Raw genomic sequence first — 23,371 nt, 5'->3', positions numbered from 1 at the left:
GCGCACGGCACAGGACCCGCATGAGCGGGCACGGCGAGCGGCGTGACGCGGTGATCGTCGGCGCCGGTCACAACGGCCTGATCGCCGCGGCGTATCTCGCGCAGGCCGGACGGGACGTCGAGGTGCTCGAACGCGACGAGATCCCCGGCGGCGCCGTGTCGACCGTCGAGCGCTTCCCCGGTCATCGGATCGATCGCGGTTCCTCGGCGCACCTGATGATCCGGCACTCCCCCGTCCTCGACGACCTCGACCTCGCCGCGCACGGACTGCGCTACGTCGACTGCGACCCCTGGGCTTTCGTCCCGGCGACCGCGACCGCACCGGCGATCGTCTTCCGCACCGACCTGGAGGCCACCTGCGCCTCCATCGAACGGGCCTGTGGCGCGAAGGATGCCGCGGCGTACCGACAGTTCGTCGAGACGTGGACGCCGCGGTCGGCGGCCGTCATGGATGCGTTCTACCGGCCCGCGACCATGCGGCAGTTCGGCCGGGCGTTCAGCGGTCTCGGTTCGACCGCCGGCACCGAACGCACCGGTCTCATCGGACGTCGCAGCGGCGCGATGATGAACCTGACCGCCGAGCTCATGGCCTCGGGCGACTCACTCCTCGACCGCTATTTCGACTCCGAACAGCTCAAGGCGGGACTCGCCTGGTTCGGCGCCCAGTCGGGACCGCCGATGAATGCACCCGGCAGCGCTCCGATGGTCGGGTTCGCCGCGCTGATGCACCGCATCCCGCCCGGCCGGGCGATCGGTGGCAGCGGCGCGTTGACCGACGCGCTCGTCCACCGCATCGAGGCCGACGGTGCGCGGATCGCGTGCGGGGACCCGGCCGTCTCGATCACCCGGTGCGGGAACCACTGGCGGGTGCAGACCGCATCCGGCGAACGTCGGTGCGCGCCGACGGTGATCAGCGCCTGCCACGTGCTGACGACCCTGGACATGTTGGCGGCGGGCGGTTTCGACGCCGGAACCCTCGACCGCTGGCGACGGGACATCGTGGTCGGCAGCGGGATCGGGATGGCGGTGCGCCTCGGTACGACGGCACTGCCCGCCTATCGCGACCTCCCCGACGACCTGCCCGCGCACGGCGTCCACTCGGCCCTCGGGCTGTTGGTCACCGATCGCGCACACCTGGTCGGCGCGCATGCGGCAGCGGCGGTCGGCGCACTGCCGCCGCGGCCCGCTGTCGTTGCGATGAGCTTCTCGGCGATCGATCCCACCCTCGCCCCGGAGGGTCGGCACGCGATCAACCTGTGGGCGCAGTGGCATCCGTATCGGCTCGCCGAGGGCGACTGGTCGACACTGGGCGCGCAGGCCGCAGCGGCGGTCTGCGCCGAGGTGGACCGTCATGCACCGGGTTTCGCGGAGTCGATCGCCCATCGCCATGTGCAGACCCCGGAGGACCTCGAATCCGAACTGGGCCTGATCGGCGGCAACATCATGCACGTGGAGATGTCGATCGACCAGATGTTCATGTGGCGTCCGACCCCGGACCTGGCGGGCCACCGTGTCCCCGGTGCCGACGGTCTCCTCCTGGCAGGTGCGTCGACACATCCCGGTGGCGGGGTGACCGGTGCGAGTGGATACATCGCCGGCCACGCCGCACTGCGTCGGAGACGTTTGTTCGGCTGAGCGACGGAGACGTTTGTTCGGCTGAGCGTCGGAGACGTCTGTTCGGCTGAGCGTCTGGCACGATGAGCAGCGTGCGATCGTCGATTCCCGAGCAGGGTGCACCTGAGTCCCCCCGCGATCAGTCCCGACGCCGCCGGCTGATGCCGGTGGCGGTGGTGATCGTGGCGCTCCTTCTGTCCCCGCTGATGGCCGGTTGTCTCGAGCGGTCGACGACGGTGGGTGACCGGTATTCCGGCAGCGTCATCGTCGCGACGTCGCCGGACAATCCTCGTGGCGCGCCGCAGCTGGATCTCCCCGAATCGATGTTGGGGCAGGTCTCGGTGACCGAGTTCAAGGAGACGCCGGAGGAGAGCGCGGAATCGGCCGCGCCGTCGGGGTCCGCGGGAGACGACAACGAGGACTCCGGTGACAAGCTCGACGAGGCGGTCACGCGCGTCGGCAGCCGCGCGAGTTTCAGCGATCTCACCGCCGGCCAGTTCGGGCAGCTCGGCGACATCATCGCCGACGCCTACGGCGAGACCTCGCTGACGATGGACCTCACGGCCAAGCGCAGCGGCGAGGTCGTCCGCTTCCGCGGTGACACCGACCTCTCCGACCTCACCCCGGTCCGCGACTTCGTGCAGCTGACGGTCACGTTCGGCGGGCCGGTGACGGCGACCAACGGCGACCAGGTCGGCGAGTCGACGGTCACCTGGACCCCGGCGCCGGGCGAACCGTCGGACTTCAGCGCCGACGCCACCTACCCGGATCCGGCGACCGCCGCAGTGAGCAGTTGGTCGTGGTTCGTCGCCATCGTCTGCCTGATCGCGGTGCTGGTCATCGTGCGGATCGCCTATTCGAAGCGGTACCGCGGCCCACGGCCGGGACGACCGGTTTCCACCAACACCGCGCCGTCGACCCTGTCCGGCGAGGGACTCTCGGCAGCCGCCGACCCGACTGCGGCGACTGCGCCCAAGGACAGCTAGGGCCGCCGGGCCGGACGTCGGGCGGGGACGCTCAGGCCGGCACGTGCAGCGCGGCGTCGACGTCCACGCCGAGCCGGGCGAGCACCTCGCTGGTCGCCTTGGCGAAGTTGAGGCTGCAGAAGTGCAGGCAGGGTGCGCCCTCGGCGATGAGTCGTTCCGCGGTCTCGGTCGCGAAGTCGATGCCGACCGCGCGCACGGCGGCCCGATCCTCCTCGGGTCCGTCGCCCGCAGCCCTGGCGAACCGTTCCACCACGTTCGGCGGGATCACCGAACCGGACAGCTCGGCCATGCGCTTGATGCTGGCCAGCGAGGTCACCGGCATGATGCCCGGGATGATCGGCTTGGCGCCCTGCTCGGGGTCGGCCGCCTGCACCCGGTCACGCAGCCGCAGGTAGTCCTCGACGTCGAAGAACATCTGGGTGATGGAGTACTCGGCGCCCGCGCGCAGCTTGTTCACCAGGTTGCGGGTGTCGTGTTCGAGGTCGGGGGCACGGTGGTGACCCTCCGGGAACGACGCCACGCCGACGTGGAAGTCGCCGAGGGTGCCGATGAGACGGACCAGTTCCTCCGCGTATTCGACGCCGTCGGGGTGCTTGATCCACTCTCCGAGCGGATCGCCGGGCGGGTCGCCGCGGAGGGCGAGGATGTTGGTGATGCCCTGGTCGGCGTATGCACCGACGAGCGCGCGCAGTTCGGCGACGCTGTGGTTGACCGCGGTCAGGTGCGCCACCGGTAGCAGGGTGGTCTGGGCGGCGAGCTCGCCGGTGATGCGGACCGTGCGGTCGCGCGTCGACCCGCCGGCGCCGTAGGTCATCGAGACGAACGCCGGGGACAGCCGCTCGAAGATGCGCACCGCGCGCCACAGACGGGCCTCGCCCTCGGCGTCCCGCGGGGGCATGAACTCGACGGAGAACGGCACCGGTCCACGGTGCGGGGCGGACAGGCGTTCGACGATCGAGGGTGCCGGAGCGGTTGGGGTCACCCAAACAGTGTAGAGAGCGATTCGCATAGCCTGGCAGGGTGACCTCCGCCTTCCCCACGCCGACCTCGCTCGATGCGGTCCCGGCGGCCGTCGAGACCGAATTGCGCAATTTCTTCGACGTCGCGGTACCCGCTGCGTCCGACATCGCCCCGGTGGTCGGCACCGCAGCGGAGCTGGTCCGGGATTTCGTGCTGCAGGGCGGGAAGCGGATCCGGCCGGTCTTCGCCTTCGCCGGGTGGCGGTGCGGCATGAGCGAGTCGGGACGCGTCGACTCCGATGAGGCGTCGACCGTCGGCCGCGAGGCCCGCGACGCGCTGCGGGTGGGCGCGGCCCTCGAACTCGTGCAGGCCTGTGCCCTGATCCACGACGACATCATCGATCGGTCCGACACCCGGCGCGGACAGCCGACGCTGCACCGTGTGTTCCAGTCGCGACATGCCGCGGCCTCCTGGGCGGGTGACCCCGCCGACCACGGGGTGGCCGCGGCGATCCTGGCCGGCGATCTCGCACTCGCGTGGGCCGACGACCTCGTGCACGATCACCGGCCGGGGGTTTCGACAAGCTCAACCAGCGGACAAACAAGCTCAACCAGCGGACAAACAAGCTCAACCAGCGGACAAACGAGCTCGACCGGCGATCGGAGCTCAGCCACCCCCGAGTACCGTCCACTGCCGCCCGCCGTCGGCGCCACCTGGGCGGCGATGCGCACGGAGGTGCTCGGTGGCCAGTTCCTGGACATCGTGAACGAGGCCAGCGGCGACGACTCCGCGGCCGCGGCCTATCGCGTGATGGAGTTCAAGACCGCCGCGTACACGGTGGCCCGCCCGCTCGAACTCGGGGCGCGACTCGCCGGCGCGTCGGAGGATCTGGTCGCGACGCTGCGGAAGATCGGACACGACCTGGGCATCGCCTTCCAGTTGCGCGACGATCAGCTCGGCGTCTTCGGCGATCCCGAACGGACCGGCAAACCGTCCGGCGACGACCTGGTCTCGGGTAAGCGCACCGCCCTGCTCGCCACCGCGCTGCGACGAGCGGACGACTCCGACCCCGCACTCGGGAGCCGCCTGCGCACGTTCATCGGCCGCCCTCTCGACGACGACGAACTGGGTTCCGCGCGAGCACTTCTCGTCGACGTCGGCGCGGTCGCCGAGATGGAGGGCAAGATCGACGACCTGCTCGGCGCCGCTCTCGCTGCACTCGACGCCGCCGACATCGGCGACGACATCCGCACCGAACTCACCGCGGTCGCCCACCGGACCGCACATCGCGAGGCGTGAACCCCGGCGTGGAAGCACCAACTGCGACGCCCACGCACGCGGACGGCCGCGACCGTCCCGCACGTGGCGATCTGATCATCGGCGCGATCGGCTCGATCCTGGTGTGCGTGGGCAGTTTCGGAGTCGGTGATCCGCCCCGCAACAGCACGACGCTCACCGACCTGGGGCTGAGCTGGATCACCTACGGCCACGGCAAGAACCTCTTCGGGACCTTCTTCTGGCTCGGGGTCTTTCTGATGGTCTTCGCCTGGGTCCGGCTGGGTCGCCGGGTCGCGACCGGCTCCGCGAACTCCCCGTCCACCCGGACCCTGCAGCGGTGGCTACTGGTCTGGGCAGCGCCGCTGCTCGTGGCCGTTCCGGTCTACAGCCGTGACGTCTACGCCTACCTCGCCCAGGGTGCGGTGTTCGGTGCGGGGTTCGATCCCTACGCCGACGGTCCGGCCCATCATCCGGGCCCGCTCGTCGACAGCATGGCCACGGTCTGGGCCACCACCACGGCGCCGTACGGACCGTTCACCATGGGACTGCTGCGTGTCGTCACCGAGATCACCGGTGACCATGTCGTCGCCGGTGTCCTGGCCGTGCGGCTCGTGCTGCTGCCCGGGCTGTTCCTGTCGCTGTGGGCGATCCCGCGACTCGCCCGCCACTTCGGCGCCTCGCCGCAGGCCGGTCTCTGGCTCGCACTGTTCAACCCGATGGTCCTCATCCATCTCGTCGCGGGACCTCACGTCGAACTCCTCATGGCCGGGGTGCTCACCACGGGTCTCGTCCTGGTCGTGACCGGCCGGCACGTCACCGGCACCGCGGTGCTGGCACTCGCGGTGTCGATCAAGATCACCGCGGGGATCGCGATCCCGTTCTTGCTGTGGATCTGGCTGTCCCACATACGGTCCCGCCGCCCGGTGACCGCCCGCGACGTCGTCGGCGTCTTCGCCGCGATCGTGGGTGTCTCGCTCGCGGTGTTCGGCGTCTGGACTCTGCTGGTCGGTCTGGGATTCGGCTGGCTGACGGGTCTGGGCTGGGCCGACGTGATCATCAACTGGTTCACGCTCCCCACCTTCGTCGCCCATCTCGTCACGTTGGTCGCCGCCCCATTCGCCGCTCTCAATCTGCAACCGGTGCTCGAGATCACGCACACGATCGGTGCGGTGATCCTCGCGGTCACACTCGTCGCGTTGTGGTGGCGTCACCGGCACGACGCCCGGGACGCGGTCGCGGGTATGGCGTGGGCGATGCTGGCCGTGCTCGTGCTCGAACCGTCCACGCTCCCCTGGTATTACACGTGGGTGCTGGCGATCGCGGTGGCGTTCACACTGCCGCCGTGGGCGCGGGCGAGCGTGGTCGGGGTGTCTGCTTTCATGCTGATCGTGTTCCAGCCCGACGATGCGATCGTCTTCTACAAGCCCTTCGAACTCACCCTGGCGTTCCTGCTGGCCGGACTCGCAGCCTGGTCACTGCTGCGCCCGGATCCGTTGCGGCTCGGCCGGTTCGGGCGATGGGCGTGGGGCTCGGGCCACTCCGGCGCACCGGACGAGCCGGCGGCCGAGGAGGACGGGGTCAGAAGGCCTGAGCCTGCGCCCGGCGGATGACCTCGCGGGCGGAGTCGGTGTGCAGTGCCGCGGCGGGATGCAGATCGAGGTCTTCCTGCACGGTGAACAGCCAGGTCATCGCTTCGTCCCGGGTGTAACCCCCGTCGAGCAGGACCCCGACGAGGCCGTAGAAGTGTTTGACGACGCCGTCGTCGTCGAAGAACAGCGCCGGGATCACCGGATGTCCACCGCGGGAGACGGCGAGCAGATTGTGGTCGCGGATGAGTGTGCGCACCCGGTTGGTGGACACCGCGAGCCGGTCGGCGACCTCGTCGACCGACAGCATCTCGACATCTGCGGACAGGGTGTCAGGCGACAACGGTATGGAACCCACGGGAAGAAGCGTAGCGGTACTTCCGGGTCCGGTGAAACCGCCGATCTCCGCGTGCCCGCCCGAGGTCCGACACCGACCGCAGCTCACACGCGCCGATGACCCCGACGGTACGGTGCTGCAGGTAGATTCAGCGGGGTGAACTCCCCCGTCGACCCGATGCTCGGGACCGTCCTCGAGGACCGGTACCGCATCGACGCTCCCATCGCGCGGGGTGGCATGTCGGCGGTCTACCTCGGTGTCGACCTCCGGCTCGGCCGCGAGGTGGCGGTCAAGGTGATGGACTCGCGGTATTCGGGCGATCCGCAGTTCCTGCGCCGCTTCGAGTTCGAGGCGCGCGCGGTCGCCGGCCTCAAACACCCGGGTCTCGTCGCGGTCTACGACCAGGGCATCGACAACGGCATCGCCTTCCTGGTCATGGAACTCGTCGACGGCGGAAGCCTGCGTGAACTGCTGCGCGAGCGCGGACCGATGCCCCCGCACGCCGTGGTGGCCGTCGCCGAACCCGTACTCGGCGGTCTCGGGACCGCCCACGCCGCGGGACTGGTCCATCGCGACGTCAAACCCGAGAACGTGCTGATCTCCGACGCCGGTGAGGTCAAGGTCGCCGACTTCGGACTGGTGCGCGCCGTCGCGGAGGCAGGGGTGACCTCGGCCAGCGTGATCCTCGGTACCGCCGCCTACCTCTCGCCCGAACAGGTCGAGTCCACCCACGCCGACGCGCGTAGCGACGTCTACTCGATGGGCGTGATGATGTTCGAGATGCTGACGGGCCGAACACCTTTCCACGGCGACTCGCCACTGTCTCTCGCCTACCAGCGACTCACCTACGACGTCCCCGCGCCGGGCGACGTGATCGCGGGTGTCCCCGCGGAATTCGACGAGATCGTGCTGCGGGCGACCGAGCGCAACCCCGCCGACCGGTACGCCGACGGTTTCGAGATGCAGCGCGCCCTGCTCACGGTCGCCGACGACCTCGATCTGCCGCCGTTCACCGTGCCCGCGCCGAAGCGGTCGCGCGAGCGCGAGATGAAATCGCGCTATCGCGCGGCCGGACCGGGCGGTCACGGAACCCGGATCCAGTCGGCACCAGGCCCGTATGAACCGGGCGCCTCGTCGCCGGAAGCCCCCGCGGCACCGGTCCGACCGGTCGCCGAACCCGCCGACGATCGGCCCGTCACACCTGCCCGTGAGCGGAACGACCGACCGGGATCGCGCGGGCGGGACGCCGCCGACACGCGCGACCAGGCCCCGCTCGAACCCGAACTCGTCGGGGGCGGACGCCTGGGCGCGCTGCTGTGGATTCTCCTGGTGCTGGCGATCGCCGTCGGTCTGGGTGCTGCCGGGTTCTGGGTCGGCAGCACCTATCTCACGATCGGCTGACCTCGATACGGTCCTCGGCCGGCGCCTCGGACCTACTCGGCCGGCGGAGAGCGTCGCCGGTTGAGTAGCCGAGAAGCCTGCGACGAGGCACACCCCCACCGCCGGTTGAGTAGCCGAGGAGCCTGCGACGAGGCACACCCCCACCGCCGGTTGAGTAGCCGAGGAGCCTGCGACGAGGCGTATCGAAACCACCCGCCCCGTCGCCGGGAAGTGTCAGCCGCGCAGCATCTCCGCGACGAGGAACGCCAGCTCGAGCGACTGCTGGGTGTTGAGGCGCGGGTCGCAGGCGGTCTCGTAGCGGCCGGCGAGGTCGAGGTCCGAGATCTCCTGTGCGCCACCGAGACACTCGGTGACGTTCTCACCGGTCAGCTCGACGTGCACGCCGCCCGGATGGCTGCCGAGCGCGCGGTGGACCTCGAAGAAGCCCTGCACCTCGTCGACGATGCGGTCGAAGTGCCGCGTCTTGAAGCCGGTCGAGGCCTCATGGGTGTTGCCGTGCATGGGGTCGCACTGCCAGATGACCTTGTGACCGGTCGCCTCGACGGCGGCGACGATCGCCGGGAGCACCTCGCGCACCTTTCCGTTGCCCATCCGGGCGACGAGGGTCAGGCGGCCCGGAACGTTGTGCGGGTCGAGTCGTTCGACGTACTCGACGGCCTGCTCGGGCGTCGTCGTCGGTCCGATCTTCACGCCGATCGGGTTGTTGATCAGCTCGGCGAACGCGATGTGCGCGCCGTCGAGCTGACGGGTGCGCTCACCGATCCACAGGAAGTGCGCCGAGAGGTCGTAGAGGACCTTGTCCCCGCTCTTCGCGTCGGCCGCGGGGTCGTCGGCCAGTCGCAGCATGGCGCGTTCGTAGTCGAGGACGAGCGCTTCGTGCGAGGCGAAGATCGACGCCGAGTGGAGGCTCGAATCGGTGACGCCGCAGGCGTCCATGAACCGCAGACCGCGGTCGATCTCGGCTGCGAGGGCCTCGTACCGGGCGCCGGCGGGCGACGTCCGTACGAATTCGCGGTTCCAGTCGTGGACCCGGTGCAGATCGGCCTCGGCCTGGGTGAGCGCGCGGACCAGGTTCATGGCCGCGGCGGCGTTCGCGTAGGCGCGCACCAGGCGCGACGGATCGTGGGCACGCACGGCCTCGTCGGCCGGGAAGCCGTTGACCATGTCGCCGCGGTACGACGGCAGGCCGAGGGCGTCGACGTTCGACGACCGCGGCTTGGCGTACTGGCCGGCGATGCGCGCGACCTTCACCACCGGAAGGCTCGCACCGTAGGTGAGCACGACGGCCATCTGCAGCAGCGTGCGGATGTTCGCCTTGATGTGGGGTTCAGTGTTGTCGGCGAAGGTCTCCGCGCAGTCTCCGCCCTGCAACAGGAAGGCCCGTCCCTCGGCGACGTCGGCAAGCTGCGACGACAGCGACTGGACCTCGGCGGGCATGCAGATCGGCGGCACCGACTCCAGGACGGTGCGGATCTTGCGTGCTTCCTCGGCGGGCCAGCTCGGCTGCTGCAGCGCGGGGCGGCTCATCGCGTCGTCGAAGCGCTCCTGGAGGCCACCGGGCAACGGCGGCAGCTCGGGGAGTTCGTCGATCGGAACGTCTACGGTCCAGTTCACCACTGGTCCAGCGTAAAGCAGACGCGCCCGGGATTTACGCCGGGTCAGCCGGCCATCTTCCGACGGGCCTCCTCGATCGCCTCCCAGCGGCGCAGGTTGTGGCGCGCATCGCTCAGTGCGTCGTGGGCGTCGGAGGGCGCCGGCGGGAGTGCGGGACGGCCGGCGGCGTCCCAGTGCTGCCGGAGTTCCCGGGTGAAACGCGGGATGGGACGCGGCAGCGCGGTCATCGGACCCCACATCTGACACAGGACGACGTGGTCGTAGGCACCCACCCACGCCCACAGTTCGATGTCGGTCCCGTCGGCGGTGAGGAACTCGAGGAGGTCCTCACGGATCCGGCGGCGGTCCTTCCACACCGGCGACGACGGGGACGGCAGTTTGGGCAACACGTTCGCCCGCACCCAGTCACCGGCGCGGCCGGGATCGAACTCGGTGGACACCGCATAGAACTCACGGCCGTCCTCGCCGACGACCCCGATCGAGACCAGCTCGATGGTGTTTCCGTCCTCGATGAACTCCGAGTCGTAGAAGAACCGCATGGGGACAGTTTCACACGCCGTTTTTCCACGTCCCGGGACACCCTCGGACGGGACCCGCACACGCGCCCGGGCGATGTACGTTTCGCCATTGCCGTCGTTTGCTGGCTACCCTGGTAATTCGTGCGCTCCAGGTCTGTGCTGGCGACCGCTCTCCTGGCGGCGTCGATCATCGCGCGGCTCGTCTGGGACACGCTGACCGTGAACGGCAGGAACTTCGTCGACCTGCATGTTTACCGCGACGGTTCGGCGGGTCTCGCCGACGGGTCGCTCTATTTGTTCACCTATTCCGGTGAGACGGACTTCGCGCTGCCCTTCACCTACCCACCGTTCGCCGCGGTGGTGCTCTATCCCCTGTCGCTGATCCCGTGGGACATCGTGGCGATCGGCTGGCAGCTCGCGACCTTCGCCGCCCTCTACGCCTGTGTGGTGCTCGCGCTCCGACTGTGCGGCCGGTCCACCGACGTCCACGCACTCGCGGCGCTGTGGACCGCACCGGCCATCTGGTGTGAGCCGGTCCGGGTGACCCTGGACTACGGCCAGATCAACGTCTTCCTGATGCTCGGCACCCTGATGGCGATCTCCTGGGCGCGTCGCGCCGACGGGACCCCGAGCGAGCGCGGTGTGCTCGCGGGCGGCGCACTGATCGGCCTCATGGCCGGCATCAAGCTCACCCCGGCCATCAGCGGCCTCTGGTACCTCGCCGTCCGCAAGCCGTCGGGTGCGCTGTCGGCGGCGTTCGCCTTCGTGCTCACGGTCCTCGGCTGCCTGCTGCTCTTCCCGGAGGTCACCCGGACCTACTACGGCACCCTGTTCGGGGACGCCGAACGCATCGGCCCCGTCCAGGCGGTCATCAACCAGAGCCTGCGCGGGACCCTCTCGCGGTTCGTCGGTTTCGACGTCGGCACCGGCTGGATCTGGTTCCTCGGCGTCCTGGTCGCCACCGTCGTGGCCGTGTTCACCTGGCGGTCGGTGTCCGACGCCCTCGGCGTCCTGCTCGTCGTGCAGTTCTTCGGCCTGCTGATCTCACCGATCTCCTGGGTCCACCACTGGGTGTGGGTGGTGCCGCTCGGCGTCTGGCTCGTACACGGCGCGGGCGCTCGACGCCCCGGCGCCCGCGCGATCCTGGGCATGTGGGTGGTCGTCGCCGGGCTCGGCATCCCGTGGATCCTGCGCGTCCTCATCGAATACGGACCCGAGCCCCAGGCTGCCGTCGAGGCCGTGTTCGGAGCGGCCTGGTCGATCGCCACCTTCGTCACGATGGGCTGGCTGATCGCCACCCGTGCGGCGCGCGGCGCCCACCGGACCGACGACCGCCCGCAGGATGTGGTGGCAGCGGCCATCGTCGACGACGGTCGGGTTCTGCTCGCCCAGCGCGCACATCCGGCCGAGCTCGCCGGCAAGTGGGAACTGCCCGGTGGCCGAGTCGAATCCGGCGAGACCCACGCGACCGCTCTCACCCGCGAGATCCGCGAGGAACTCGGGGCCGAGATCGAGGTGGCTGGGCGTATCGGGGCGGAGGTCACCCTCCCCAACGGCCTGATGCTGTACGCCTACCGCGCTCGCCTACGTTCCGGAACCCCGGCCGCCCTGGAACATCTGGACATGCAGTGGTTCTCGGCCGACGAACTGCGCCGGCTCGACCTCGACGACGTCGTACCCGCCGACCGTGACTGGATTCCCGAGCTGTGCGCCGTCCTCGACGACGCGCGGGTGGGCGAAGCGGGTTAGTCATCACTTCGATCGTCAACGCTTTACATGCGTGAGTTGGGCCGCCGCTCGGCGCACAGCTCGGTCGACGTCGTTCACCCCTGGTTGATGTCGCACGCGACCTCGATCAGGGTGCCGTGCACCGGGCTGCGGGTCGCACTGCTCAGGCGACCGCGTCGGCGGCCTGCGACTCGGTGGACGGGGCCTTGTTCTTGAGGCTCGCGGCGTAGACGTCGACGTACTGCTGGCCGGAGAGCTGCATGAGTTCGTACATGATCTCGTCGGTGACGGCGCGCTCGATGTAGCGGTTGCCCTCCATTCCCTCGAAGCGGGAGAAGTCGAGCGGCTTGCCGATGCGGACGGTCACCTTCGTGGGGCGCGGCAGGATCGACCCGGGCGGGTTGAACTTGTGGGTGTCGATCATGGCGACCGGGATGACCGGCACTCCGGTGTCCATCGCCAGACGCGCGAGTCCGGTCTTGCCCTTGTACAGGCGGCCATCGGGTGAGCGGGTGCCTTCCGGGTACATGCCCATCAGCTTGCCCTTGTCGAGTTGGCGGCGTGCGCCGGTGAAGGCACCTTCGGCGGCGGCCGCACCCGACCGGTCGATGGGGATCTGACCGACCGCGGTGAAGAACCACCGCTGGAACGCGCCCTTGAGACCCGTGCCGGTGAAGTACTCGCTCTTGGCGAGGAAGTAGATCCGGCGGTCGACCATCAGCGGGAGGAAGAAGCTGTCCATCACCGCGAGGTGATTGCTCGCCAGGATGGCGGGCCCGTCGACCGGGATGTTCTCGTGCCCCTCGATCGTCGGGCGACCCAGGACGCGGAGGAACGGTCCCAGGAAGATGTACTTGAACGCCCAGTACCACATGAGACTCTCCTCGCCGCGCACTACTCCTGACCCGATGCCGGTGTCGACAGCGGACCCCCACCGCCGGAACCCGCACCCCGTGGTCCCGACATCAAGACCTTACCTGCGTCGACTCTACCGACCGGCCCCGGTTTCCTCAGCGGGCGGCAGACGGCGGCGCCGACCGGCTCGCCGCCGCCCGAAGTGCTTGGCGCGCAACCTCGGCCGCGCCGACGACACCGGCCGTCTCACCGAGCTGGGTGCCACGAATCCGGGCGAGCTGACGGTGGCCGGCACCGGTGACCTGCCGTGCGTAGTGCTCGCGCGCCTCGTCGAGGAACAAGCCCGAGGCCGCGCCGACGCCGCCGGCCAGCACGATCAGGTCCGGGTCGAAGATGTCTGCGATCATCGCCAGACCCTGTCCCAGGGAGGTCGCGAACCGGGCGAAGGCCGCCAGGGCCACGGCATCGCCGTCGGCGGCCGCACCGGCGACCCGCCGGCCGGTCAGGGAACCGGGGTCGGCGGCGACGTCGGCGGCGAGCTGGCTGCGCCCCCAGTCGCCGTCGGCCAGCAACTCGACCACGGTGTCAACCAAAGCGGTTCCGCTGCAATACCTTTCCCAGCATCCGCGTTTGCCACAGGCACAGGCACGACCGTCGGGGACGATCGCGAGGTGTCCGAGTTCCGGTGCGACGCCGTAACTCCCGCGGTAGATCTCGCCGTCGATGACGAGACCGGCACCGATGCCGGTACCGATCGCGAGCACCACGGTGTTGTGTCCACGCGCGGCCGCACCGAACCGCACCTCGGCCACCGCCGCCGCGTTGGCGTCGTGTTCGGCGAACACCGGGATGCCGACGCGTCGGGTCATGTCCTCGGCCACCGGGGCCTCACGCCACGGCAGATGGGGCGCGAACCGGACAATGCTGCGGTCGGTGGTCAGGAACCCGGCGATCGCGAGCCCGACGGCCTTCGCGTCCCACCTCGAGGTCAGCTCGCCGACGAGACGGTCCAGGCAGTGTTCGAGGGCCTGAGCGGTGGGCGGCGTCTGCGCGCGGAGGGTGTCGAGCATCGTGCCGCGGTCGTCGACCACCGACGCACGCACACTCGTGCCGCCGATGTCGATCCCGATCGTCAGCTCACCCATCACTGCTCCTGTTCGGGTCCGGTGGGCGCGTCCGGACGACGCGGGCTGCCGATCCGAACCGCGATCGGCTCGTAGTTCCGCGGTTCGGACACCGAACTGGGAGCCGACCGCAGAGCCTCCGCGATGGCCTCGAGGACGGCGATGACCGTCGCGAGAAGCCGGGCGATGAGGTCGCCGATCTCGCGCAGCAACGAGGTGATCTCCCCCGACGCACCGGCGAGTGTCTGGCCGACCGGGCCGTCGGCACCGAACGCGGCGGCATACCCGGCGGCAGCCGCACCCGCGTCGTGCGTGCCACCTGCGAAGAGACCCGCCAGCGCGTCGATCTGATTGGCCACACCGAGCAACAGGTCCCGGACCGGATCGCCGTGCGAACCACCGCGGTCGTCACGATCGGGCCCGTCACCCCGTGACGTCCCCTCGTCCGTGCCCATTCGCGTAGTCTCCCCTCACCGCTCGTACCCGGAGGCCTGGTGCCGCTCGCTCTCGCCACCATAAATGGACGGGCGTCCCAGCACCGTACCGTGTGGTCGCCGAACGTGCGTTCTCGCACACGACTGCGCGGGCGGTCTTCGAACGTACCCGGTGTCCGTGCGGCGTCGACTACCGGCGCGGCCAGACGGCGGGGTCGGGGACGAAACAGACGGTCAGCCGGCCGTCGTCCCAGGCCGCGTCGACCACCATGCACCGGCGTAACACCGATGGCAGACGCACCGGGTGACGGAACCCGGAGACGGTCACGAGCAGGTCGTCGCCGCTGCGGCCGAGGGCCAGCGAATCGGGTTCGGGCAGGCGCTGTGACCACGACAGCCGGAAGGCGACCGGCTCCTCGGAGGCGGTCTCGACGACCGCGGCAGCCGATCCGCGCGGGATGCCGTACGGATCGGGCAACCGGACCGCGAGTTTGCGCAGCCGCGCCATCCGGTCGATCGTCTCCGTGGACCGGTCCACCAGTGCGACCCGCACATCGCCGCTTCCGGCGAGAAGCCCCTTGACGTGCGCGGCGAGGTCTTCCGGCGACTCCGCGCCCACACCGCGGTTCACCTGAACCGAGGTCAGCGGTAGTCCCATGACGTCCGCCCCCGCGACATAGTGCTCAGCGAGGCGGCGTGCCCGATCCTCCGCGCCGAGAACCAGGTGGACGGCCACCGCATGCGCGTCGGCGAACAACTCGGCGACGTCCGCGCAGTCACGGTCGATGGCGTCGACCGCGGCGGTCAACTGTGCCATCACCGGCCGTTCGGCCGCCATCGCGAGCCGCCGGTGCCGCGGCCAGAACCGGTTGAGGGCCTGACTCAGCACCGCTCCCCCACGCAGGAACTGCAAGGGATCGCCACACCCCGAGCAGTCGACGACGATCCGTTGCCACCGGCCGCTCGTCGCCTCGTCGCGGATCCGCCGGAGCAACAGGAAGTCGTCGATACCCGGCAACGAGGTCAGCTCCGCGGCGTCGATGCCCGCGAGGGTCCCCACCCCCGGCATGACCGCCTTGCTGCGCCCGACCGTGTGCTCGAGGACGTCGACGAAGCCCGACCACGTGCGTTCGGTGAGATCGAGCCGGTCGAGTGTCAACAGGTGGAGGAACTTCGAGACCGCCACCGGCTCACCGGGTTGCCGGTAGACCCGAGCCCAGTCGTGCACCGGCGACCAACGGTCGACCGTGATGAGCAGAGTGTGCTGCTCCGGCCGGGTGACGGCACGACGCGAATCCCTGGGCGTGCTGGGCCGTTGGGACGCCGCCGCGGCGGCGACAGCGGAGACACCGGAGCCTCCGGGACCGAGCACCACATGAATGGGTGTGAGATCGATCAGCCTTCGACCCTCTTCTTCAGCTCGTGCAGGGCGGCATCGGTGATCGCCTTCTCCGCACGACGTTTCAGCTGTCCGATCATCGGCACCTGCAGGTCGACCATCAGCTCATAGGTGACCTTCGTCGAACCGGGAACCTGCTGGGTCAGGATGTAGCGGCCCCGCTGGTCCTTCTGCAGATCGCTGGAGACCAGCCGCCACGACACCGATGACCCGTCCGGATCCCACTCGTAGGCAAGCACATACGTGTCCTCCAGGACCCCGGCGTCGAGCACGAACCGCACCTCGAGCGCGCGCCCGGCGGGGTCGGCGCGCAGCACCTCGACCTCACGCGCCGCGGTGACCCAGTCGGGGTAGTGATCGAAATCGGAGATCACGGCCAGGATGTCCTCGGCGTCCGCGCCGATGACGATGTCGCGTTCGGTGTGATCGGCCATCACACGGCCTCCGCGGTCTCGGCACCGGCGGCCGGACCGCCCACGTGCCGGCCGCCCTCGAGGAGCTTCTTCACCTCGAAGGACATGTCCTTTCCGGCCACACGACGACGCTTGTTCTCCTCCGCCAGCGCGTCGGCGCGTGCGCGCGGATCGTCTCCCCGCTCGCCGGCCAGCGGCTCCGTCGGTTCCGCATGGAGGAAGTAGTGCAGTACGAAGCCGTCGAGAATCGCTTCGTTCCAGATCTCCATCGTTCCGGCCACCGGTCCGTCGACACGCCACCGGACCCCCTGCTCGGCACGGTCTTCGGTGACCGCCAGACGCAGGTCGGGCCACCATCGCCGCCAGTTCGCGGGGTCGCCGATCACGGCAGCGGCCAGGCGGGGTGCCGCGGCGACGAAGACCTCGTCGGCCACCTGGATGCTCGTCACGCCCACTAGCTTCACATACTCGTGTCGGCGCAGGGTAGTGCACCCGACGGGCGATGCCGTGAACGTCCCGGTTCCCAACAGAGTTACGATCTGCACAACGGCATCTATTGGAGGGTAACCACGATGAGTGAGTACAGCGTGCCTGCGAAATTCTCGATCGCCGACGACGAGAACTGCACGAACATCATCTTCGATCTGGCACAGCGATCACCTCAGCACGTCGTGTTCCGCCACAAACAGGGCGACACCTGGGCGCCGATCACGGCCGCTGATGCCGCAGCACGCATCTCGTCGATCGCCAAGGGCCTGATCGCCTCCGGCGTGAACCCGGGCGACCGCGTCGCACTTCTCTCGCGCACCCGCCTCGAGTGGAACCTCTTCGACTTCGCGATCTGGTCGGCGGGCGCGATCACCGTGCCGATCTACGACTCGTCGTCGGCCAGCCAGATCGAGTGGATCATGCGTGATTCCGGCGCCGTCGCGATCGTCCTCGAAGACGACGGCCATCGTGCCGCCTTCGAGTCCATCGACTCGCTGACCGAGTCGGTCAAGGTGTTCCAGATCGATCGCGCCGACGGACCGGGTGCCGTCGACGAACTCGTGTCCGCCGGCACCGATGTCCACGACGACGAGGTCGCCAAGCGCCGCGCGAACGTCGGTGCCGCCGACCCGGCGACCCTCATCTACACCTCGGGCACCACCGGGCGCCCGAAGGGGTGCGAGCTGACCCATTCGAACATGCTCTCCGAGGTGCGCGCGGTCCTCGCCGGCGACATCCTCGACGACCTCATCACGCGCGACGAGAAGCGTCTCCTGATGTTCCTGCCGCTCGCTCACGTCCTGGCCCGCGCCATCACCCTGGTCGCGATCGAGGCCGGTGCCGAGGTCGGGCACACCAGTGACATCACGACCCTCGTCGACGAGTTCGCGGTCTTCAAGCCGTCGCTCATCCTCTCGGTGCCGCGCGTGTTCGAAAAGGTCTACAACTCCGCGCGCCAGAAGGCCCACGACGGCGGCAAGGGCAAGATCTTCGACGCCGCGGCAGAGACCGCCATCGCCTACTCCGAGGCGCGCGAGAAGGGTCGGATCGGGCTGGTCCTCAAGCTCAAGCACGCCCTGTTCGACGCGCTCGTCTACAAGAAGCTCCGCGACGCCCTCGGCGGCGAGTGCGGGATGGCGATCTCCGGTGGCGGCCCCCTCGGTGCACGCCTGGGCCACTTCTTCTCCGGCGTCGGCATCCCGGTGTTCGAGGGTTACGGCCTGACCGAGTCGACCGCCGCGTTCAGTGTGAACACCCCCTCCGCCTGGAAGATCGGCACCGTCGGCAAGCCCTTGTCGGGCAACGCCGTTCGCCTCGCCGAGGACGGCGAGATCCTACTCAAGGGCGGCGTCGTGTTCAAGGAGTACTGGCAGAACCCCGAGGCGACGGCCACCGCGATCGTCGACGGCTGGTTCCACACCGGCGACCTCGGCACCGTCGACGCCGACGGCTTCATCACGATCACCGGACGCAAGAAGGAACTCATCGTGACCGCGGGCGGCAAGAACGTCTCCCCCGCCGGACTCGAGGACGTCATCCGCGCCAACGCCCTGATCTCCCAGGCGATGGTCGTCGGCGACGCGAAGCCGTTCATCGGCGTGCTGATCACGATCGACTCCGAAGCGTTCCCCGCATGGAAGGAACGCAACAACAAGCCGGAGTCGGCCTCGGTCGCCGATCTCTCCGACGACGCCGACCTCCGGGCCGAGATCCAGTCGGCCATCGACGCCGCGAACAAGACGGTGTCGAGCGCGGAGGCGATCAAGAAGTTCCGCATCCTGCCGTCGGACTTCACCGAGGAGACCGGCGAGATGACCCCGACCCTCAAGGTCAAGCGCAACGTGGTCGTGGAGAAGTTCTCCGACGACATCGAGGCGATCTACCAGAAGTGATCTTCCAGAGCTGATCCGTTCGCCGGATCAGGAATCAATCCGCCCGAGCACCCGTTGGTGCCACCATGCGTGCAGTCACCTACCGCCGCTTCGGTGGCCCTGATGTCCTGGAGGTCACCGATCTCCCCACACCCAAGGTCGGTCCGGACTCCGTACTGATCCGAGTGCGCGCCTCGAGTGTCAACCCCGTGGACTGGAAGGTCCGCGAGGGTCACCTCGCCGAGGTGATGGACACCGTGTTCCCGGTGATCCCGGGTTGGGATGTCGCGGGCGTGGTCGAGCAGGTCGGCCTGGACACGCCCGAGTTCCGGGTGGGCGACGAGGTGTTCGGTTACGTGCGGAAGGACGTCGTCGGCGGTGAAGTCGCCGGCGGCACGTTCGCCGACCTGGTCGCCGCACCGGTCCGCACACTCGCGCACAAGCCGTCCAGCTTGTCGTTCGAGGAGGCTGCGGCCGTACCGCTCGCCGGACTGACGGCGTACCAGACGATTCGACGGGCGGGCGTGCAGTCGGGTCACACTGTGCTGGTCCATGCCGCCGCGGGCGGCGTCGGGTCGTTCGCGGTTCAGATCGCGCGATCTCTGGGCGCACGGGTGATCGGCACCGCCTCGGAGTCCAATCACGACTACCTCCGAACCCTCGGCGCCGAGCCGACCATGTACGGGGATGGTCTGGCAGACCGGGTACGTGCGCTGGAGCCCGCCGGTGTCGACGTCGTCCTCGACTATGTCGGTGGAGACGCACTCGACTCGGTGCCAGAGGTATTGCGCGACGGCGGCACTGTCGCCTCCGTCATCGACGCACGGGCGCGAGATGAGTTCGGGGGCCAGTACGCATGGGTGCGTCCCGACTCCGCGGACCTCGCCGAGCTCGCCCGGCTCGCCGACGCGGGCGACCTCAAGCCGGAGATCGCCGAGGTCTTCGACCTAGCCGACGCTGCCGGCGCTCACGAGCGCAGCCAGTCCGGTCATGTGCGAGGAAAGATCGTGGTACGAGTCTCTACCGAGGCGTAGGGACGACTCAGAGCAATTGGCGCAGCCGGGCCGCCATCTGACTCCACTGCCAGTTCTCCACGACGAAACGCCTTCCGGCAGCCCCCATATCGGCCGCCGCCGCCCGGTCGCCGAGGATCGCCAGGATCGCCAGGGCGACGGCGTCGACGTCGGTGCCGTCGACCGTCGTCCCCGTCACCCCCTCCACCACCGTCTCCGGCGCACCACCCGAGAGTCCGGCGACCACCGGTACGCCGGTCGCCGAGGCCTCGAGATAGACGATTCCGAGCCCTTCGACGTCGAGTCCGCCCCCGCGGGTGCGGGACGGCATCGCGAAGACGTCGGCGACGTTGTGATATGCCGAGAGTTCTTCGGCCGGAACCGATCCGGTGAAGATCACGTGATCGCTGACATCCGCCTCGGCAGCGAGTGCGTGCAGCTTCTCCGCATACGGACCGCCGCCGACGACCACCAGCACGGCATCGGGCATCCGGCGACGGATCAGCGGCAGCGCCCGGATCAGCACGTCCTGCCCCTTGCGCGGCACCAGTCGCGAGAGACACAGGATGGTCGGCCGGTCCCCCAGTTCGTGACGGTCGCGGAACTTCTGCCGCAGAATCGGATCGGGCGCGAACCGGTCGACATCGACACCGGGCGGCAGATATTCGAGTGCGGCGTGCGGACCGAAGGCGGAGGCGAATCGGCCGCGCGTGTACCGACTGACGAAGGTGATCACGTCGGTGTGGCGGCCGATGTGTCCGAGCACCTGACGCGCCACCGGGAGCATCGACCAGCCGACCTCGTGCCCGTGCGTACTGGCGAGGACGCGCTGGGCACCGGCACGCCTCATCGCGGGGGCCAGGACGGCCAGCGGTGCGGCCGCACCGAACCAGACCGTCGAGATCTCTTCGCGCCGAACGATCTCCGCGGCACGTCGGGCGACGAACGGCGTCGGCAGCATCAGCGTCGTGCGATGGCGGTACACCCGGTACGGCGCTGCCGCGTCGAAGTCGATGTGCGACCGGCCGCGCCAGCGCGGCGCATAGACGACGATGTCCTCCGGCGGTAGCAGATCCACCAGATTCTGCAGATAGGACTGGATCCCGCCCGGCCGCGGCGGAAAGTCGTTCGTGATCAACAGGGTTCGTGACATCAGCGGACCTGCCCCTCGAGCCATCGGCCCCACCCCGCCACCAGTTCGTCACGACCGACGCCGAGCGCGGCCCGGATGGCGGCTTCCTGGCGAGCCGGGTCGGAGGTTGCCGCGACCCCGAGGTAGAGCCTCTTCAGACGCGCCTCGTCGTAGCGGTCGGCGACATAGGCAGCCATCGACCACGCACTCTGATAGGCGATCTGAGAGTTCTGCCCGTTCATGGCGAAGGCAGCGTCGTCGGGCAACGCAGTGGGGGTGTTGCCCGCACGGACCGCCTCGGTCAGGTCGGGTGCGGCGTCGGGGAATCGGGTGTAGGTGCCCTTGCGGCCAACGTACTCGGCCACGCCCTCGGTGATCCAGAGGGGAGCGTCGAGGGCGGTCTGGGCCCGGGCCGCGACGTGGGTGAGTTCGTGGCGCAGCACGACGGCGAGCGTCGGCGCGGCCAGGTCGTCGGCGGCTGGGGTGAAGACGATGCGCTGGCCGGAGGCGGTGCGCCGGGGGAAGTCCACTCGGCTGTACACGGTCGCGGCGGCTGCGGTGCCGGTCACCCCGCGTCCCGGCGCCACGAGCTCGTCGAACTCCTTCGGTGTCGAGGTCGCGACGAGCACTGCGCGTCGATCCCAGGAGTTGCCCCAGAAGGCGGTCACCGCGTCGACGGCATCGGGCAGCAGCCGGCGCAGGTTCGCCAGCGCCGGGTTGGTGCGCAGGTACCAGGCGATCACCGACGTCCCACCCGCGGTCTCCACATCGGAGACCGAGAGTCCGGGGAGCTCCCACAGCTGGGTCGGGGACGGTTCGCCGCCGAGCGCCTCGGCGTCGCCGACGAGCTTCCACTCGTCGCCGTACCTGGCGACCACGAACTGGTTGGTCACCACCACCTCGGGTTCGTCGACCCCGGGCGCACGCTCGCCTCCGAGGGCGTATCGCAGTTCCACCGGCGCGACCCAGGAGTCGGAACTCCCCTTCACGTCGAGAAGCCCCTGGACATCGGCGGGCACCAGCGTCTCGGCTTCCTCGGTGGGTGCGAGCTGATAGCGGAAACGGGCGAACTGCAATCGACCGTCGGACTCGTCGCCGGAGAACGGCCGGGGACGGAAGTTCTCCGCGGCGGTCACCCATCGATTCTCGAAGGCCGGGATCGCCGTGTCGTCCACGAGGCGGCCGATCGCCCGCAGGTCCCCCGCGGACACGGCGGTGGTGAGGTCGTCGAGCAGGCGCGTCACACCCTCGGCACGCTGCTGCTCATACACATTCGCCGGGGTCGTCGACGTCGTGGTGGACCCGGTGGAGACCGATGCGACGTTCGAGGACGGACCCGGACCCCCACATCCGGTGGTCACACCGATCAGCAGCACCACCGCGGAGGCGAGCGTCGGGCGCCAACGCCCGCGGAGTGAGACCACCAGAGGAGTCTAGAACCGACGGCCGGAGTTGAAGGGACCGGCCTCGTCGAGCGGGACGACCTTGACCGGGACACCGAAGGTCGAGGCGTGGATGACGTATCCGTCGCCGACGTACATCCCCACGTGGTGGGCGTCCGGGTAGTAGATGACCAGGTCGCCGGGCTTGAGGTCCTCGCGGGACACCGGCTGTCCGCCGGCCATCTGCGCCTCACTCGACCGCGGGAGGGTCTTGCCGGCCTGCTTGTAGGCCCACACCATCAGACCAGAGCAGTCGAAGGAACTCGGACCGGTGGCACCCCACACATAGGGATCGCCGATTCGCGTCAACGCTGCCTGAACGGCGACGAGCGCGGCGGCGGTGCCCCTCGGGACGATCCGCGGGTCGAAGTCGAAGGTCGGGCCGCGCAGCGCGGCGAGCTGCTTGCCGGTCATCGACTGGTAGATCGTGCGGATCTGGATCGCCTGCATCTGCAGGTCGGCCTGCTTGGTCTGGAGGTCTCCGCGGACGCGTTCGGCGCGCGAGACCGCCTCCGACGCGGCGAGCGCGGTCTGGTCGGCGTCCTTCTTGGCGGCCGCGGTCTGGGCGCGGACCTTCTTGATGGCGGTCAGGTCCGATGCGGCCTGCCGCGAGATCATGTCGAGCCCCGACATCTGGTCGAGCAGGGCCTGCGGCGAGTCGCTGACCATCACCGCATAGAGGCCGCTGACGCGGGCTCCCTGGTAGCTGGCGCGCACGATGGCGTCGACCCTGGCCTGGTAAGCCGCGAGCTGCTCACGGCTGATGTCGAGCTTGCGCTGGGCGTCGGCCGCGGCCTTCTTGGCCTGCACGACGATCGAGCGCTGCTTGTCGTACTCGATCTTGGCGTTGTGCATCGCCTCGGTGGTCTTCTCGGCCTCGGTGCCGAGCTGCTTGTACCGATCGAGAAGCTGATCGGCTGATCGCGCGGGCACGGCCCGCGCCTGCCCGGTTCCGCCGGTCGTCAGTGGGACGACGGTCACGATGGCCGCCAGCAGACACATGACGAGCATCATCGGGCCCGATCGTGCACGGATACGAGTCGCGTTCACTCGCCCCTCCCCGGAAAGCACGGTGCCAGTCACTTCCTTACCGCTTCGTTACCGTCCGCGGACCACCGTAGGTTCCCCCGATGGCCCCAAGGACCGGATCGGGCGGATCGCACCAAACCGCGACCCGC

General features: G+C 69.3%; 21 protein-coding genes. 8 read left to right on the top strand and 13 right to left on the bottom strand.

Annotated elements, in window-relative coordinates; translation table 11 throughout:
- The first annotated feature begins 20 nt into the window (after nt 1-20).
- Complete coding sequence (locus GOAMI_RS03390) at nt 21-1,634, top strand: phytoene desaturase family protein (RefSeq protein WP_006434986.1); 1,614 nt, start codon at nt 21-23, stop codon at nt 1,632-1,634.
- A gap of 62 nt (nt 1,635-1,696) precedes the next feature.
- Complete coding sequence (locus GOAMI_RS03385; protein WP_006434985.1) at nt 1,697-2,599, top strand: LppM family (lipo)protein; 903 nt, start codon at nt 1,697-1,699, stop codon at nt 2,597-2,599.
- Between the two features lie 31 nt (nt 2,600-2,630).
- On the opposite strand, the gene metF is transcribed toward GOAMI_RS03385, so the two are convergent.
- Entirely contained in the window at nt 2,631-3,608 is a 978-nt protein-coding gene (gene metF / locus GOAMI_RS03380; protein ID WP_040004536.1) for a methylenetetrahydrofolate reductase [NAD(P)H], read from the bottom strand.
- A gap of 11 nt (nt 3,609-3,619) precedes the next feature.
- On the opposite strand from metF, the gene GOAMI_RS03375 reads away from it, so the two are divergent.
- Entirely contained in the window at nt 3,620-4,858 is a 1,239-nt protein-coding gene (locus tag GOAMI_RS03375; protein WP_006434983.1) for a polyprenyl synthetase family protein, read from the top strand.
- Between the two features lie 8 nt (nt 4,859-4,866).
- Nucleotides 4,867-6,447 carry an alpha-(1->6)-mannopyranosyltransferase A gene (locus GOAMI_RS03370; RefSeq protein WP_051995359.1) on the top strand — a complete coding sequence of 527 codons (1,581 nt, stop codon included), beginning with the start codon at nt 4,867-4,869 and terminating at the stop codon, nt 6,445-6,447.
- Here the strand turns inward: GOAMI_RS03370 and GOAMI_RS03365 are convergent.
- Nucleotides 6,416-6,781, bottom strand: coding sequence for an Rv2175c family DNA-binding protein (locus GOAMI_RS03365; RefSeq protein ID WP_006434981.1), 366 nt, complete (start codon nt 6,779-6,781; stop codon nt 6,416-6,418). The genes GOAMI_RS03370 and GOAMI_RS03365 overlap by 32 nt on opposite strands.
- A gap of 135 nt (nt 6,782-6,916) precedes the next feature.
- On the opposite strand from GOAMI_RS03365, the gene GOAMI_RS03360 reads away from it, so the two are divergent.
- Nucleotides 6,917-8,161 carry a protein kinase domain-containing protein gene (locus GOAMI_RS03360; RefSeq protein WP_006434980.1) on the top strand — a complete coding sequence of 415 codons (1,245 nt, stop codon included), beginning with the start codon at nt 6,917-6,919 and terminating at the stop codon, nt 8,159-8,161.
- Between the two features lie 213 nt (nt 8,162-8,374).
- Here the strand turns inward: GOAMI_RS03360 and GOAMI_RS03355 are convergent, their stop codons facing one another.
- Both GOAMI_RS03355 and GOAMI_RS03350 read right to left on the bottom strand, forming a co-directional pair.
- Nucleotides 8,375-9,778 (bottom strand): class II 3-deoxy-7-phosphoheptulonate synthase, encoded by a 1,404-nt coding sequence (locus tag GOAMI_RS03355; RefSeq protein WP_006434979.1) that lies wholly within the window; start codon nt 9,776-9,778, stop codon nt 8,375-8,377.
- A gap of 41 nt (nt 9,779-9,819) precedes the next feature.
- On the bottom strand, nt 9,820-10,314 hold the full coding sequence (locus GOAMI_RS03350) for a polyadenylate-specific 3'-exoribonuclease AS (protein WP_006434978.1): 495 nt from the start codon (nt 10,312-10,314) through the stop codon (nt 9,820-9,822).
- Nucleotides 10,315-10,449: 135 nt separating this feature from the next.
- Here GOAMI_RS03350 and GOAMI_RS03345 point away from each other — a divergent pair, with 135 nt between their 5' ends.
- Nucleotides 10,450-12,042: a glycosyltransferase 87 family protein gene (locus tag GOAMI_RS03345; protein ID WP_040004535.1), complete on the top strand. Its 1,593-nt coding sequence runs from the start codon at nt 10,450-10,452 to the stop codon at nt 12,040-12,042.
- Nucleotides 12,043-12,184: 142 nt separating this feature from the next.
- On the opposite strand, the gene GOAMI_RS03340 is transcribed toward GOAMI_RS03345, so the two are convergent.
- The 6 genes from GOAMI_RS03340 to GOAMI_RS03315 form a co-directional block, all read right to left on the bottom strand.
- Nucleotides 12,185-12,895 carry a lysophospholipid acyltransferase family protein gene (locus GOAMI_RS03340; protein ID WP_040004541.1) on the bottom strand — a complete coding sequence of 237 codons (711 nt, stop codon included), beginning with the start codon at nt 12,893-12,895 and terminating at the stop codon, nt 12,185-12,187.
- A 136-nt stretch (nt 12,896-13,031) separates the two neighbouring features.
- Nucleotides 13,032-14,021 (bottom strand): ROK family protein, encoded by a 990-nt coding sequence (locus GOAMI_RS03335; protein ID WP_006434975.1) that lies wholly within the window; start codon nt 14,019-14,021, stop codon nt 13,032-13,034.
- Nucleotides 14,021-14,455, bottom strand: a complete 435-nt coding sequence (locus tag GOAMI_RS03330) for a hypothetical protein (RefSeq protein WP_006434974.1) — start codon at nt 14,453-14,455, stop codon at nt 14,021-14,023. The genes GOAMI_RS03335 and GOAMI_RS03330 overlap by 1 nt, the downstream gene beginning before the upstream one ends.
- Nucleotides 14,456-14,624: 169 nt before the next feature.
- Nucleotides 14,625-15,809 carry an ArsA family ATPase gene (locus GOAMI_RS03325; protein WP_006434973.1) on the bottom strand — a complete coding sequence of 395 codons (1,185 nt, stop codon included), beginning with the start codon at nt 15,807-15,809 and terminating at the stop codon, nt 14,625-14,627.
- Between the two features lie 20 nt (nt 15,810-15,829).
- Nucleotides 15,830-16,267: an SRPBCC family protein gene (locus GOAMI_RS03320; protein ID WP_006434972.1), complete on the bottom strand. Its 438-nt coding sequence runs from the start codon at nt 16,265-16,267 to the stop codon at nt 15,830-15,832.
- A complete protein-coding gene (locus tag GOAMI_RS03315; protein WP_006434971.1) occupies nt 16,267-16,710 on the bottom strand; it encodes a hypothetical protein in 444 nt (147 codons plus the stop codon). Before GOAMI_RS03315 ends, GOAMI_RS03320 begins: the two co-directional genes overlap by 1 nt.
- Before the next feature lie 108 nt (nt 16,711-16,818).
- Here GOAMI_RS03315 and GOAMI_RS03310 point away from each other — a divergent pair, with 108 nt between their 5' ends.
- Together GOAMI_RS03310 and GOAMI_RS03305 are read left to right on the top strand one after the other, a co-directional pair.
- Entirely contained in the window at nt 16,819-18,627 is a 1,809-nt protein-coding gene (locus tag GOAMI_RS03310) for an AMP-dependent synthetase/ligase (protein ID WP_006434970.1), read from the top strand.
- A 65-nt stretch (nt 18,628-18,692) separates the two neighbouring features.
- The gene (locus tag GOAMI_RS03305) at nt 18,693-19,640 is read left to right on the top strand and encodes an NADP-dependent oxidoreductase (RefSeq protein WP_006434969.1); all 948 of its coding nucleotides are present in this window, start codon (nt 18,693-18,695) and stop codon (nt 19,638-19,640) included.
- A gap of 7 nt (nt 19,641-19,647) precedes the next feature.
- On the opposite strand, the gene GOAMI_RS03300 is transcribed toward GOAMI_RS03305, so the two are convergent.
- From GOAMI_RS03300 to GOAMI_RS03290, 3 genes are read right to left on the bottom strand one after another with little or no spacing between them, the layout of a single operon-like run.
- Entirely contained in the window at nt 19,648-20,772 is a 1,125-nt protein-coding gene (locus tag GOAMI_RS03300) for a glycosyltransferase family 4 protein (RefSeq protein WP_006434968.1), read from the bottom strand.
- Nucleotides 20,772-22,175, bottom strand: a complete 1,404-nt coding sequence (locus tag GOAMI_RS03295) for a gluzincin family metallopeptidase (RefSeq protein WP_006434967.1) — start codon at nt 22,173-22,175, stop codon at nt 20,772-20,774. The genes GOAMI_RS03300 and GOAMI_RS03295 overlap by 1 nt, the downstream gene beginning before the upstream one ends.
- Nucleotides 22,176-22,184: 9 nt before the next feature.
- Nucleotides 22,185-23,204, bottom strand: coding sequence for a C40 family peptidase (locus GOAMI_RS03290; RefSeq protein WP_051995358.1), 1,020 nt, complete (start codon nt 23,202-23,204; stop codon nt 22,185-22,187).
- Nucleotides 23,205-23,371: the final 167 nt, after the last annotated feature.

The sequence above is a fragment of the Gordonia amicalis NBRC 100051 = JCM 11271 genome (genome assembly GCF_000332995.1).
Lineage (GTDB): Bacteria > Actinomycetota > Actinomycetes > Mycobacteriales > Mycobacteriaceae > Gordonia > Gordonia amicalis.
The sequence above is the reverse complement of the archived record's forward strand: the minus strand, read 5'-3'. Positions and strand labels throughout refer to the sequence as shown.